Raw genomic sequence first — 12,591 nt, forward strand, 5'->3', positions numbered from 1 at the left:
CGCCGGGGGTAGGCACTTCGCTTCTGCCCCCGGCTGGGACTCACGGGGATGACTGCTTCGCCGCCGCCCGTCGTGCGGCACGCTGAGCGGCCATCTTGGCTCGCTGGGCTGGCTGAACGTACAGCACGAGCACCGCCTCGTTGATGAGTTCAGCGACGTCTGCGATTTCGTCGGTGGAGTATGCGAGGGCGTCATGCGCCGCGTCGTTCCCGACGAAGCGCGCCTCGTGGAACGCAGCCACGATCTCATCGGTCGCTCCTACGCTCTTCAGATCGCTGATGCGCTCGAAGAGATTTTTGCCGGAAGCACCTCGCTCCTTGACTATCTGTTCGACAGTCGCCCTGTATCCGATGCCAGCGAGTCGGTTGGCGCCCGCAGTTTCGGCTAGTGCGGCTTCTGCGAACACCTCCCGAACGACCTCCGGTGCTTCCGAAGCCAGTTCGCGTGGTGCCTTGCCAGGCCAGACCTGCTCGATGTCGATTGTGGTGAAGACCTCGCGCGTGCCTTGTGCGGTCGGTACCTGCCTACACACGGCTTCGCGGAGGTACACGCTGTTCTTTCGACACCACTGGCAGAGGAGGATCATCAGATATTTACTGACTATGCCGTCCGATTCCTCTTCCTTGCGGCTGCTGCCGCTCAGGTCCGCATGCGAGCTAACAGTAAAGGTTGCATGGCGCAAGCAATGGGGGCACTCTCCGCCGATCGTACGGTTCGAGGGGTGGTAGCCATTGAGGTTTGCGAAGCGACTCGTCACGGGTGGACCGTATCGCTGGGCTGGCTCGTGCGTCGCCGTGTTTTGCTAGGGCCGCTTGGCTCACGAGCCTCGATGGGAGTTCGTCCACCACGCCGGCCGGTCGACTGAGACGGAAACTGAGACGGAACGCAGCGAAGGGACCGACCCAGATGGGTCGGTCCCTTCGTCTACCTGCGGTAGCGGAGGGATTTGAACCCTCGGTGAGTTTCCCCACACTCGCTTTCGAGGCGAGCTCCTTCGGCCGCTCGGACACGCTACCGAGAGAGAGCTTAGACCATCTCGGCCGTCCGTCGAAATCCGATTCCCGCCACGGCCGCGCACAGGCGGGGAACGCAGGTCAGCGGTCCCGGAAGAAGGCCGTCAGGAGGGCCGCACAGTCCGTCTCCAGGACGCCGTGGATCACCTCGGGTCGGTGGTTGAGCCGGCGGTCCCGGACGACGTCCCAGAGGGAACCGGCCGCTCCGGCCTTCTCGTCCCGGGCGCCGTAGACGACCCGGCCCACGCGTGACTGCACCAGGGCGCCCGCGCACATGGTGCAGGGCTCCAGCGTGACGACGAGAGTGCATCCGGACAGCCGCCATTCGCCGAGGGCGGCGGCGGCCCGGCGCAGGGCGAGGACCTCGGCGTGCGCGGTCGGGTCGCCGGTCGCCTCGCGTTCGTTGTGGCCCGTGGCCAGCAGGGCGCCGTCCGGGGCGAGGACGACGGCGCCGACCGGCACATCGCCGGCCGCCGCCGCCAGCCCGGCCTCGTCCAGGGCGCGGCGCATGGATGCCCGCCACGGGTCCCGTACGGGATCGTGCAGGGGGTGCTGCCCCGGGGACGGGTCGTGCGCGTGCGGTGCTTCGGTCACCCGCGGACCCTAGCGGACGGTCTCCAGGACCTCGGCCGCTCCCAGGGCGTCCGCGATCTCGGCCATGGCGTCCGTCCGCAGCATCAGCAGTTCCGCCTCGGGGAGCCCGAGGTCGGACAGCACCCCGGTGTCGCCGAGCGGACCCGCCGGTACGGCGTCGGGGTCCGGCCCGTCGTCGTCATCGTCGGTGGAATTGTCGGGGGTTTCGGGTTCGCCGTCCTCCGTACCGTCGAGGCCGACGAGCTCTTCGAGGGCGGCAATCGAGTCCTCGGCCCCGGGTTCGCGGCCGAGCAGTTCATCGGTGAGCAGGATCTCTCCGTACGAGGAGCGGGCGGCGGCGGAGGCGTTGGAGACGAAGATGCGCGGATCCTCCTCACCGTCCACCCGGACGACGCCGAACCAGGCGTCCTCCTGCTCGATGAAGACGAGCACCGTGTCCTCGTCCACCGAGGCCTCACGGGCGAGATCCGTCAGATCGGACAGGGTCTCCACATCGTCCAGCTCCGTGTCGCTCGCTTCCCACCCGTCTTCGGTGCGCGCGAGCAGTGCGGCGAAATACACCGTGACTCTCCCACTGGTCTTGGAGGCCCTCGTTCGGATCAGGGCGGATCAGGAAGCGGGATCCGATCCCAACGAGAGACCCTGGGTGTGTCGGTCCGGCGGGAGGCAGTCGGTGGTCCGGCTGCCCTGCGTCCCGCCCATCGGAATCGTGGCAGAAAGGAGGGCTCCGCGAGAGCAGTTCCGCCGTTGCGTCGGCCATCAGTTCTCTCCGACGCCGCCACCTGGGGGTCTCTCCGGCGGATGGACGGCTACCAGCGGAAGGTGCGCATCCGCATGGCCTGGCGCATTCTGGCGGCCTTGACCCGGCGCGGCTGGACCCGGTCGCGGAGCGCCTTGGCCTCGTGAAGCTCGCGGAGGAACTGGGCGCGGCGCCTGCGGCGCTGCGCGTCGGTCTCCGGCGCGTCCTGCATGTCCTGCGGGTCAGGGCCGTCCCGCTTCGGCTTCGCCCCGTCCGGCATCGGCTCTTCACCCCCAGCTGGGTCCGTATGCCCCCACCTTCCCCCCGAACGTGCGGTTGATGCCAGCGCACGGGTACGGGAGGCGCGGTTACTGTTGGTGCCATGCGGATCCACGTCGTCGACCACCCGCTGGTCGCGCACAAACTCACCACCCTGCGCGACAAGCGCACCGACTCCCCGACCTTCCGGCGCCTCGCCGACGAGCTGGTCACCCTGCTCGCGTACGAGGCCACCCGCGATGTGCGCACCGAACAGGTCGACATCGAGACCCCGGTGACACCCACCACCGGAGTGAAGCTGTCGTACCCGCGGCCCCTGGTCGTACCGATCCTGCGGGCCGGCCTCGGCATGCTCGACGGCATGGTCCGGCTGCTGCCGACCGCCGAGGTGGGCTTCCTGGGCATGATCCGCGACGAGGAGACGCTCCAGGCGTCCACGTACGCGACCCGCATGCCGGAGGACCTCTCGGGCCGCCAGGTGTACGTCCTGGACCCGATGCTCGCCACCGGCGGCACGCTGGTCGCGGCCATCCAGGAGCTGATCAAGCGGGGTGCGGACGACGTCACCGCGGTCGTACTGCTCGCGGCGCCCGAGGGCGTCGAGGTGATGGAGCGCGAGCTGGCGGGGACGCCGGTCACCGTGGTCACCGCCTCGGTCGACGAGCGCCTCAACGAGAACGGCTACATCGTGCCCGGCCTCGGTGATGCCGGGGACCGCATGTACGGCACCGTCGACTAGGACCTCTTCCTCGGACTGTGCCGGGCTCACGGAGCCGGTCCGATCCGAGTGGAGGACTCCGGGACCGTACGGGCCCCAGGAATCAGAACGTGGGACGGCGACGGCCGGGGCGCTCTCGAGCACCCCGGCCGTCGCGTTCCGCCCGCCCCGGGGCGTTCCTCAGCAGGAGGACGGCGCCGGGGCCGGCTTCGTCAGGGCGGTCAGCGCGGTGGCGGCCGCCTGCGGCGTGCTGAACGCCTTGAACTTCGTACCGATGATCAGATCGACCTCCGCGCCCTTGCGGGCATCGGTCTTCGTCGCGGCACCGGGCACCTGCGTGCCGAGCACCGGGAAGGTGCCGTTGGCCGCGGCCGGAGCGCCCAGCAGCAGCGCGGTCCCGGCGACCTTCTTGTCGTACGCGGCGGTGGCGTTGCCCACCTTGCCGATGGTGAAGCCGCGCTTCTTCAGCTCGTCGGCCGCCGCCTTGGCCAGTCCGCCCCGCGGTGTCGCGTTGTAGACGTTGACCGTGATCTTCGCCGGCTTCGGCAGGGCCTTCGCGGGCGCGGACGGCTTGGCGGTCGGACAGTCCGCCTTGCGGTCGGCGGCGCTGGCCTGTTTGTCGCCGCCCGTGAAGACATCGATGAGCTGCAGCGTGCCCCATCCGGCGAGCCCGAGGGCGACCACGGAGGCGATGGCCGCGAGGACCAGTTTGCTGCGGCGGCGGGGGCGCCGCATGCGCGGGTACTTGTCACCCGTGATGCGGTACTTTCCGCCCATGCCGGGGGGAGTGAGCATGCTCATGGGCGCAGCGTAGTGCGACCCGGAGATGATGACTATTTGATGATCGACGGATCGCACCCGTCCGGGTACGAAAGCACCCGAACGAACCCCGTCGGAGTCGAACGCGAGTGCGTCGGCGACTCAGCCGAGTTCGAGTACGCGGGCGTGCAGAACCTGGCGCTGCTGGAGCGCGGCGCGCACCGCGCGGTGCAGTCCGTCCTCCAGGTAGAGGTCGCCCTGCCACTTCACGACGTGCGCGAACAGGTCGCCGTAGAACGTGGAGTCTTCGGCGAGCAGCGTTTCGAGGTCCAGCTGGCCCTTGGTGGTCACGAGCTGGTCGAGGCGGACCGGGCGCGGCGCGACATCCGCCCACTGCCGGGTGCTTTCCCGGCCGTGGTCGGGATAGGGCTGCCCATTTCCGATGCGCTTGAAGATCACACGGAAAGCCTACCGGTCAAGACCCTCCGGGCGCAGCCATGGAACGCGACTGCAACGCTGATCAAGGAAGCATATAAGCGTCCATTCCGGAATTGGGGCCGTGACGCACGAGAGTGACAGCACCGGCGCGGGCGCGTCCGGAGGCGCAACGGGTGGTGCGAGCGGTGGTACCGGCACCGGCGAGGCGGTGATCGCCGTGCTGAGCGCTGGGCGCGCCGGCACCGGCCACCGCGACCAGGCTGCGCGCCCCGAAGTCGCTGATGGTGCCGTGCCCGGCGGCGGAACCGGACGCGGCGGTGTGAAGGGGCCCTCCCTGTACGGACGTGATGCGCGGGCCGTGGACCGGGAGTCGGCGTACCGAAGACCGAGCGCCGCCCAGGACGCGGATCAGCGGTCCGCCACCGAGGCGGCCGACGGGGCCGCGTCCGGCGGGCCGTCCGCCCGGCGTTCTCCGGAGGGTTCCGGGGGGCGATGACCCGCTGATGCCGAAGGCGGTCGGCAGCGGCATGTTCACCTCGCCGGCCCGGTCAGTGGGACGCAACTGGGCCGGGAGATCTCACGCTCGCTCCTCGGGACGGCGCGCCGCAGGCGGTGGAGCGGTGCCCCGGCCGGGGCACGTGCGGGCTCACCGGCCCTTGGCGACCGCCTTCGCCGCCTTCGCCACCTGTTTGGCCTCCTGCTTGAACGCGCGGACCTCGGCGAGCGATTCGGGTCCGGTGATGTCGGCGACCGAACGGTGCGAACCCGGCTCCCCGTACGGTCCCGCCGCCTCCCGCCAGCCCGGCGGCCGGACATCGAACTGCTTGCCCAGCAGAGCCAGGAAGATCTGAGCCTTCTGGGTGCCGAACCCGGGCAGGGCGTTGAGCCGCTTCCGCAGCTCGGCCCCGGTGGTGGCCCCGGTCCACACCGCGCTCGCCTCGCCGTCGTACTGCGCCACGAGGTACTGGCACAGCTGCTGCACGCGCTTGGCCATCGAGCCCGGGTAGCGGTGCAGAGCGGGTTTGTCGGTGAAGAGTCCGGTGAAGGCCTCGGGGTCGTACGTGGCGATCTCGTGGGCGTCCAGATCGTCCCCGCCCATCCGCTGTGCCAGCGCGTACGGACCGGAGAACGCCCATTCCATCGGCACCTGCTGGTCCAGCAGCATGCCGACGAGGGCGGCGAGCGGACTGCGCGCGAGAAGCTCGTCCGCTTCCGGCTGTTGAGCGATCCGGAGGGTGATGTCCCGGCCCTGGTTGCTGTTGGTCATGGACCCGATGATTGCGAGCCAGAGGTGCGACGGCCAGTGAAACCACCGCCGGTGCGGCGGTTTGCAGCCGTTTGCCGCTGTTCCGTGGTGCCGCGCGCCGGCGAACAGGGGCGTACGAGTCCGCGTCAGCCGTCCAGGCGATCCGCCCGCCCGTACAGGTATCGGGCCTCCGGGATGCTCAGCGTCGCGGCGGCGGCCGCGCGGTAGGCGGTGCGGGCACCCTCCGGGTCACCGGCCCGTTCCAGCAGGTGGGCGCGGACGGCGTCCAGCCGGTGGTGGCCCGCCAGCCGGTCCGCCAGGGCGTCGGCCTCGGCCAGTCCGGCCCTGGGCCCGTGGACCATGGCGACGGCGACGGCCCGGCTCAGTTCGGCCATCGGCTCGGGTGCGATCCGTACGAGGACGTCGTACAGCGCGAGGATCTGCGGCCAGTCGGTGTCCTCGGCACGGTCCGCCTCGTCATGCAGCGCCGCGATGGCCGCCTGCACCTGGTAGGGCCCGGCGGGCCCTCGGCCCAGTGCCTCCTCGACCAGGGCGAGGCCCTCGGCGACGGCCGCCCGGTCCCAGCGGGTGCGGTCCTGCTCGTCGAGCGGGATCAGCTCGCCGTGCGGCCCTGTGCGAGCGGCGCTGCGGGCGTCGGTCAGCAGCATCAGCGCCAGGAGCCCGGTCACCGCGCCGTCCCGGGGCAGCAGCCGGCGGACCGAACGGGTCAGCCGGATCGCCTCCCGGGCCAGGCCGGCTCGGTGCAGGGAACGCCCCGAGGTCGCCGTATAGCCCTCGTTGAAGATCAGGTAGAGCACCTGGAGCACGGCCGCGAGCCGCTTGTCCCGGTCGGCGGGAACCGGCTGGACGAAAGCGGCGCCCCGCACCTTGCGCTTCGCCCGGCTGATCCTCTGGGCCATCGTCGCCTCCGGCACCAGATGCGCCCGGGCGATCTCCGCCGTGGTCAGACCACCGACGGCCCGCAGGGTCAGGGCGACCTGCGCGGCAGGGGCCAGGTCCGGATGGCAGCACAGGAAGAGCAGGGTCAGGGTGTCGTCCTCGGACGGCGCCCGGCTCACGCCCGGCACGGGCTCGTCCGGCGCCGGAGCGGTGAAGGCGTCCCGCGGCGTGAGTGCGGCCACTTCCTCCTCACGCGCCCGCCGGGCGGCATCGCTGCGGAGCCGGTCCATGAGCCGGCGGGAGGCCACCCTGATCAGCCAGCCGCGCGGATTGTCCGGCACCCCCTGCTCCGGCCACTGCCGGGCGGCGGCGATCAGGGCCTCCTGCACCGCGTCCTCGGCCGGGTCGAAATGCCCGTACCGCCGCACGAGCGCGCCGAGGACCTGCGGGGCGTGCAGCCGCAGCAGGTCCTCGACCTCGGTCGTCCGTCTCACACATCGCCTCCGCCGCCGTCGATGGGCCGGATGACCACCGGCCGGACGGGCGCACCGGCGGGCGCCGGGCACTGCGTGACGCGCGCGGCGATCTCGGTGACCCGCTCCAGGCTCTCGCATTCGAGCACCCAGTACCCGGCGAGCAGCTCCTTCGTCTCTCCGTACGGACCGTCGGTGATCACCGGACGGCCGTCCTCGCCCGCGGTGACGCACCGGGTCTTCGCCGGCTCGACCAGGCCCTGCGCGTCGATGAGCTCACCCGTCTCCGCGAGGTCGTTGTTGACCCCGCCCATGAAGGCGAACATCGCCTGCACGTCCTTCTCACTCCACGCCGGATTGCCGTCGGACGCGTTCCCACGCATCGCCTCGTAATCGGCCTGCGAGCCCTGCACCATCACCAGGTACTTCATGATTCCGCTCCCTCTGGTCTCCCTGCCGCCCCTCGTGGGGCGGCTCTCACAGGGGACGTCGGAGCGGGGTGACGGTTCTCGACACCGCGCCGGAAGGTTTTCCGGATATCCCGGAGAACTCCCGGAACGGCCCAGGGGAGGCGGCAGTGCCGTCGGGGCGGGCATCCGCCGCTCAGGCGGGCACCCGGGCGTCCGGCGTGGTGGACGCTGCGGGCCCCGTTTCCTGCACTGCCCCCTGCTCACCCTCCCGCGCCGGCTCCTGCGACCGGCGCGCGGCGCGGCGGTCCGCCTGGGGGAGATGCGCGATGACATGGGCGTGGAACCGGTCGACGGCATCGTCGACACTGCGGATGAAGCCAGACTCGGCGTTGCCTCGGGAGACGCCCATGCCCTTGAAGAGGGAGAGCCGGAACCCGGTGATCCGGCTGCCGTCACCGGGAAGCATGTCGCCCGGCTCCGGACGGAGCCGCTCCAGGGTGCCGCGCGGCCCGCTGCGCCCGTCGAGCAGCGTCTCGACGTGGAGGTCGGCGGGCGCGTCGGCCAACTGCCGCATCAGACGTTTGGCCGAGGTGAGGGGGTAGGCCCCTTCAGGCGCCGGAATCTCCACCGAGGTGCGCAGCTTCCCGGTCCGCAGGTCGGCGACGATCGTGATGACGCCGGGCGAATCCTCGACCCGCAGTTCGGCGGTGAGCCGGCCCTCCTCGCACAGCCGGTCGGCGAGTGCGGCCCGCCGCGACTGCGGGGTGGTGCCGCGCTGGGCGCGCTGCACGGGAAGCGTCTTCCGGCCCAGCTCACCGCCCAGACGCAGACAGACCTGACGGATGAGCCGCTCCCAGCTCTCCACGACCTCGACGGCACGCGCGTCGCCCTGGCAGAGCGTCTCCGTGTCGATGCCGTTGCGTACGGGGACCCACGAGGGGCCCATGTTCTGGAAGCCGTGGCAGCCGGAGTTCTCGTGCTGGAGGTAGTGCAGCAGTTCCTGGAGGAGCCAGGCGTGGGCGGCGTTGCCGACGCCCTCGTGCCGGATCAGCATGTGTGCCTGGTGGGCCACCTCGGCCCAGGACAGGTGCCGGAGTGCGACCTTGTGCTTGCGTCGGCCGTCCGTCTTGACGTCGACGAGTGGACTGCCCTCCAGGGCCACGTCGTTGGACAGGGTGATCACGGCCTCGTATCCGCGGCGGGCGGCGATGTCCATGTAGTTCTGGACCTGCTCCGATCGCAGTACGTTCCCGTTCGTCTTCGTCTCGACCAGAGCGGTCCACAGCTTTCCCGCCCGCTCGACCCGGATCACGCCGTCCGGGCGCTTGGGAGTGTCCCCGTGCGGGAGCGAGACCTCGGTGAAGGTCTCCATACGGCCGGCCGGAGCGCCGAAAGCGGCCGTCAGCCGCCGCCCGAACTCGGGCACCTGTGCCATGACGGACAGGAGCACGGAGGTGGCCCGCACCTCCCGTTCCCTGTCGCTCTTGAGCGTCGGGGCGGGGAAGAGCCGCGCGGCCTTCCACGCGTCGTTCTCGGCCAGCGACTTCTTGACGACGGCCGGGAGCGTCACCTTCTTCTTCGCGGTGCGGGGGCCGCGGGCGCGCCTGGGCGGGGCGGCAGCCGGCTCCGTACCCGCGTTGCCGGACACCGGACTCCCGGCTTCGCGCACAGGCTGCCGTGGCACGGGGGCGGGCTCCGGGGCTCCGGGCGGCGGTGGGCCGGCCTCCCCGGTTGGCGGCTCGTCCTGCGCACCGGGCGACGCCGCGGCCCGGTCGGCCGCCTCGCCCGCGGCTGCCCCGTCCTCCCCGTCGTTCTCGCCCTCGTCGTCGACATCGATGCCGAAGTCGGTGGCGAGACCTGCCAGGCCGGTCTCGTACCCCTGTCCGACGGCCCGGTACTTCCACTCCGCGCCGCGCCGGTACAGCTCTCCGAAGATGAAGGCGCTCTCCACTCCGGCATCCGCGATCGAGAACCCCAACAGCACTTCGCCGGTGCGGTCGGCGACCGTCATACGAAGATCGTCGAGCTCACCGAACCGCGATCCGCCGTAGCGGCTCGCCGTCACCACGAGACGTTCCACGTCGGGGGGCACAGCGGTCAGATCGAGGCCGATGCGGTCCTCGCTGCCGCCGTCGGTCGGGGTCTTGCCCAGCAGTTGCACGCTGCCGTCGGCCGCTGCCGGGTTGTTGTAGTAGAAGAAGTCCGAGTCACTGCGGACCTTGCCGCCGCCGTCCAGCAGCAGGACGGAAACATCGGCATCGCCGTCACCCGTGGTGCTGCTCCAGCTCAGGCTCGCGATGACCGATCCGGCGTCGTCGCTGAGGTCCGCCAGGGCGACGTTGGCACCCTTGGTCAACTCACGCATGCAGTCCCCCCAGACGCGCCGCCGCGTCGGGTGGCGCCCTGGCAACGGCAGCATGTTGTCACGTGACACAGCGCAATCCGCCGCTCACGAGGAGAACGGTAGCGTCCGGATGGAGCATGCGTGAAGGAACGGTGAAGTCCGCTTGCGTGGGCCAAGGACCCGGCCGGACGGTTCATCCCGCCCGTGCGGACGACTCCGGGTCCGGGAGCCGGTGAGCGATCGGAGGGGCGGCGACGGCGTACGGCCGGGAGGGCGGGTGAGGAGGCGCGGTCAGCCCTGCCGAAGGGCGGCGAGGCCTTTCTGCATGTCCTCGGTGTTCATGACGGGCTGGATCTCGATCTTCGCGCCGAGGCCCTCGAAGAGCGGCTCGGCGATGGAGGGCAGCGTCGAACTGTCCTGCATGTCGAAGACGAAGGTGCAGCACCTCTTGCCCTCGCTGGGGCCGAAGTAGGCCGCCTCCGGCTTCAGGTGTTCGGCGAGCGACTGCATGATCTTCGGCAGGCTGCCGTTCTTGACCGCTTCGTTCGCGAGCTGGGTGTCCAACTGCGCTCGCAGCATGACCCTCATGGTGTGACTCCTTCCGTCCCGCCGGGACCGGCACGGATCCGTCCGCGCGCACTGGACCCCTGCGACGTCCCGCTCAGCGTCACCGCGACGGACCGCAGCAGCCAACATCTCGTGCACCATCCGGGCTGTACGTGCTGCCGTGCCGTCCACGGCAGGGAAACCGGGCCGGAGGAAGCCGACGAATTCCTGACGACTCCGCATGGCCCGGGGACCGGACTTCGCCGGGACCCCCATGCGCGGCCGGGACCGCCTCTGGCCGCCGCTGTGGTTGCCGATCGATCGCACGTGATGGCCGGCTCGGGGGAGGCGGGAGGGCTACGGGGAAACGCGTCTCACCGCTTCGGGGCACTACGAGGTGGCCGAGCTGCTCGGTGACGACGGAATGGGGCTTCGCGTCCGAGGAAGCGGAACGGTGGTCGTTTTGGACCATACGGGAACTGCCCTGTGGCCACACCGACCTCCGTCGGCGACCGTCGCTGCTCCTCGGCGCCCGGCACGGCCATCCCCCCGCCCCGTTGCCCTCGGCGAGTTCATCTCTCTGCCGCCCCTGGCCTCCGGCTCCATTCCTTCCTCGCCCCTGCACCAGGTGCGACGCTGTCGGGCAGCGCGAGCAAGCGCGGTCGCCAGGAGCCGGAGCCGGGACGGGCTCCGGTGCCGGCAGCGGTCCAGCACGTCCAATGCCGCACGCGGCCTTCCGCGCACGTCCAATGCCGTACGCGGCCCTGCGCCGACACCGCCCATGAACTGCCGTGTACGGGAACGCCGTTGAGGCGAGAGGTCGACGTCGGCCGACCCTCTTCAGGCCATACGGCTCCGTACCCTCTGCCCGGCCGGAAGCGATGCGCGCCCTTGCGCACTGCGGGGAACCGGCCTGTCTTGCGAGGCGTCTCTCCGGCCAACACGTCGGAGGGGGCCGGAAGTGGACTGGGACAGTGTGGTCGCGTGGTCAGGTCTTGCGGGGAATGTGGTTGCCGTTCTCGTCGCCGTCCTCAGCCTGCGCAAGGCCGAACGGGCCTTGGTCCAGTCCGAGACGCAATCGCAACGCAGCCTCGCCCGAGCAGACGCGGCACTGACACAGGCGCAGCACATCGCGGAACGCACGCTGCAGGCGCACTACAACATCGACGGGGCCATGTCGGCCATCGCCTGGCGAGACCAGGTGATAGCCCTGCACGACCGAGGCCTGACCGCTGCTCAGATCCGGGAAATCATGCTCCTGGAGGACGGGGGCGCGGGGTACGAGGCCAGCAATGGACTGATCGACGACATCGTGCGACACGTGCGGCGGAGAAGGCTGCCTGAATGAGCGGGCGCCTCTCCGCAGTGACCGTCGTGCTGTGACCGTAGTGCTGTCGTGCGCCCGGCCTCACTGGGTCAGTGACCCGGCCGAGGCCGCTCAGGCCCCGCGTGCCCGGAGGATCTCTTCGACCCCATGGAGAAAGGTCTCGGCGATCAACTCCGGATCGAAGAGGCAGCCCGCGGCCATGGCGCCGTCGCGGAGCATGACGAGGTGCCGGGCGGCTTCGTCGGCGGGCTGGTCGCCGACCTGGGCCAGCAACTCGGTGACGGTGTCCAGGAACCACTGGCGGTGGTCCAGGACGGCCCGGTGGATGGGGTGGGCGGGGTCGGGGTACTCGGCTACCGCGTTGAGGAAGGCGCAACCGCGGAAGCCAGGGCCCCGAATGCCTTCGGTGATGAACCGGCAGACCGCGCGGACCGCGTCGGCTGCCGCCTCCTCGCCCGTCCGCGCGATGTCGGTCCCCGCCCGGATTCCCCGGTCGGCCTGGCCGAGGTAGGCGAGGACCAGTTCTTCCTTGCCGGTGAAGTGCCGGTACAGCGTGGCGCGGGTGACCTGCGCCTCCGCGATGATCCGGTCGACGCCGACGGAGTGGATGCCCTCCGCGTAGAAGATTCTGGTCGCCGTGTCGAGCAGCCGTGCTCGCGCCGCCGACGTACTGCCCCCTCCTCCGCCTTCACTCATGCGGCCAGATTACCCCAAGGGTGAGGGAGAACGTTCGGTCTTGACAGGGGTGGCCCACCCCTTGAATATGAAAGAGACAGAACGTTCTCCCTCGCTGCCCGGTAGCTCG

At 70.6% G+C, this 12,591-nt stretch carries 14 protein-coding genes and 1 tRNA gene; 2 read left to right on the forward strand and 13 right to left on the reverse strand.

Going from position 1 to position 12,591, the window contains the following annotated elements:
- Window positions 1-40 precede the first annotated feature (40 nt).
- The 5 genes from ABZ434_RS03455 to ABZ434_RS03475 all read right to left on the reverse strand — a co-directional run bounded on the left by ABZ434_RS03455 (window position 41) and on the right by ABZ434_RS03475 (window position 2,626).
- Window positions 41-757, reverse strand: coding sequence for a DUF4145 domain-containing protein (locus ABZ434_RS03455; RefSeq protein ID WP_359131773.1), 717 nt, complete (start codon window positions 755-757; stop codon window positions 41-43).
- A 174-nt stretch (window positions 758-931) separates the two neighbouring features.
- A tRNA-Ser gene (locus tag ABZ434_RS03460) sits at window positions 932-1,016 on the reverse strand.
- A gap of 78 nt (window positions 1,017-1,094) precedes the next feature.
- On the reverse strand, window positions 1,095-1,523 hold the full coding sequence (gene tadA / locus ABZ434_RS03465) for a tRNA adenosine(34) deaminase TadA (RefSeq protein ID WP_359131877.1): 429 nt from the start codon (window positions 1,521-1,523) through the stop codon (window positions 1,095-1,097).
- A gap of 93 nt (window positions 1,524-1,616) precedes the next feature.
- On the reverse strand, window positions 1,617-2,168 hold the full coding sequence (locus ABZ434_RS03470; protein WP_359131775.1) for a hypothetical protein: 552 nt from the start codon (window positions 2,166-2,168) through the stop codon (window positions 1,617-1,619).
- A gap of 248 nt (window positions 2,169-2,416) precedes the next feature.
- Window positions 2,417-2,626 (reverse strand): hypothetical protein, encoded by a 210-nt coding sequence (locus ABZ434_RS03475; RefSeq protein WP_359131776.1) that lies wholly within the window; start codon window positions 2,624-2,626, stop codon window positions 2,417-2,419.
- A 102-nt stretch (window positions 2,627-2,728) separates the two neighbouring features.
- On the opposite strand from ABZ434_RS03475, the gene upp reads away from it, so the two are divergent.
- Window positions 2,729-3,364 (forward strand): uracil phosphoribosyltransferase, encoded by a 636-nt coding sequence (gene upp, locus ABZ434_RS03480; RefSeq protein ID WP_359131778.1) that lies wholly within the window; start codon window positions 2,729-2,731, stop codon window positions 3,362-3,364.
- A gap of 159 nt (window positions 3,365-3,523) precedes the next feature.
- Here the strand turns inward: upp and ABZ434_RS03485 are convergent, their stop codons facing one another.
- The 7 genes from ABZ434_RS03485 to ABZ434_RS03515 all read right to left on the reverse strand — a co-directional run bounded on the left by ABZ434_RS03485 (window position 3,524) and on the right by ABZ434_RS03515 (window position 10,501).
- Window positions 3,524-4,120, reverse strand: a complete 597-nt coding sequence (locus tag ABZ434_RS03485) for a LytR C-terminal domain-containing protein (protein WP_359131878.1) — start codon at window positions 4,118-4,120, stop codon at window positions 3,524-3,526.
- A gap of 144 nt (window positions 4,121-4,264) precedes the next feature.
- Window positions 4,265-4,561, reverse strand: a complete 297-nt coding sequence (locus ABZ434_RS03490; RefSeq protein WP_073736427.1) for a type II toxin-antitoxin system VapB family antitoxin — start codon at window positions 4,559-4,561, stop codon at window positions 4,265-4,267.
- Between the two features lie 625 nt (window positions 4,562-5,186).
- A complete protein-coding gene (locus ABZ434_RS03495; protein ID WP_359131780.1) occupies window positions 5,187-5,807 on the reverse strand; it encodes an HhH-GPD-type base excision DNA repair protein in 621 nt (206 codons plus the stop codon).
- Window positions 5,808-5,932: 125 nt separating this feature from the next.
- A complete protein-coding gene (locus ABZ434_RS03500; RefSeq protein WP_359131784.1) occupies window positions 5,933-7,180 on the reverse strand; it encodes a sigma-70 family RNA polymerase sigma factor in 1,248 nt (415 codons plus the stop codon).
- Window positions 7,177-7,590, reverse strand: a complete 414-nt coding sequence (locus ABZ434_RS03505; protein ID WP_359131785.1) for a YciI family protein — start codon at window positions 7,588-7,590, stop codon at window positions 7,177-7,179. The genes ABZ434_RS03500 and ABZ434_RS03505 overlap by 4 nt, the downstream gene beginning before the upstream one ends.
- Window positions 7,591-7,762: 172 nt before the next feature.
- A complete protein-coding gene (locus ABZ434_RS03510) occupies window positions 7,763-9,934 on the reverse strand; it encodes a TerD family protein (protein WP_359131786.1) in 2,172 nt (723 codons plus the stop codon).
- 270 nt (window positions 9,935-10,204) lie between these two features.
- Window positions 10,205-10,501 carry a hypothetical protein gene (locus tag ABZ434_RS03515; RefSeq protein WP_359131788.1) on the reverse strand — a complete coding sequence of 99 codons (297 nt, stop codon included), beginning with the start codon at window positions 10,499-10,501 and terminating at the stop codon, window positions 10,205-10,207.
- A 919-nt stretch (window positions 10,502-11,420) separates the two neighbouring features.
- On the opposite strand from ABZ434_RS03515, the gene ABZ434_RS03520 reads away from it, so the two are divergent.
- Window positions 11,421-11,807 carry a hypothetical protein gene (locus ABZ434_RS03520; RefSeq protein WP_359131789.1) on the forward strand — a complete coding sequence of 129 codons (387 nt, stop codon included), beginning with the start codon at window positions 11,421-11,423 and terminating at the stop codon, window positions 11,805-11,807.
- Between the two features lie 90 nt (window positions 11,808-11,897).
- On the opposite strand, the gene ABZ434_RS03525 is transcribed toward ABZ434_RS03520, so the two are convergent.
- Window positions 11,898-12,482: a TetR family transcriptional regulator gene (locus tag ABZ434_RS03525; protein ID WP_359131790.1), complete on the reverse strand. Its 585-nt coding sequence runs from the start codon at window positions 12,480-12,482 to the stop codon at window positions 11,898-11,900.
- Between the last annotated feature and the right edge of the window lie 109 nt (window positions 12,483-12,591).

It is taken from the genome of Streptomyces sp. NPDC005761 (assembly GCF_040630635.1).
Classification (GTDB): Bacteria; Actinomycetota; Actinomycetes; order Streptomycetales; family Streptomycetaceae; genus Streptomyces.

Coding starts and splice junctions, on each gene's coding strand:
- upp (WP_359131778.1), top strand. CDS start 2,729: ATGCGGATCCACGTCGTCGACCACCCGCTGGTCGCGCACAAACTCACC.
- ABZ434_RS03525 (WP_359131790.1), bottom strand. CDS start 12,482: ATGAGTGAAGGCGGAGGAGGGGGCAGTACGTCGGCGGCGCGAGCACGG.
- tadA (WP_359131877.1), bottom strand. CDS start 1,523: ATGCGCCGCGCCCTGGACGAGGCCGGGCTGGCGGCGGCGGCCGGCGAT.
- ABZ434_RS03515 (WP_359131788.1), bottom strand. CDS start 10,501: ATGAGGGTCATGCTGCGAGCGCAGTTGGACACCCAGCTCGCGAACGAA.
- ABZ434_RS03495 (WP_359131780.1), bottom strand. CDS start 5,807: ATGACCAACAGCAACCAGGGCCGGGACATCACCCTCCGGATCGCTCAA.
- ABZ434_RS03505 (WP_359131785.1), bottom strand. CDS start 7,590: ATGAAGTACCTGGTGATGGTGCAGGGCTCGCAGGCCGATTACGAGGCG.
- ABZ434_RS03475 (WP_359131776.1), bottom strand. CDS start 2,626: ATGCCGGACGGGGCGAAGCCGAAGCGGGACGGCCCTGACCCGCAGGAC.
- ABZ434_RS03510 (WP_359131786.1), bottom strand. CDS start 9,934: ATGCGTGAGTTGACCAAGGGTGCCAACGTCGCCCTGGCGGACCTCAGC.
- ABZ434_RS03485 (WP_359131878.1), bottom strand. CDS start 4,120: ATGGGCGGAAAGTACCGCATCACGGGTGACAAGTACCCGCGCATGCGG.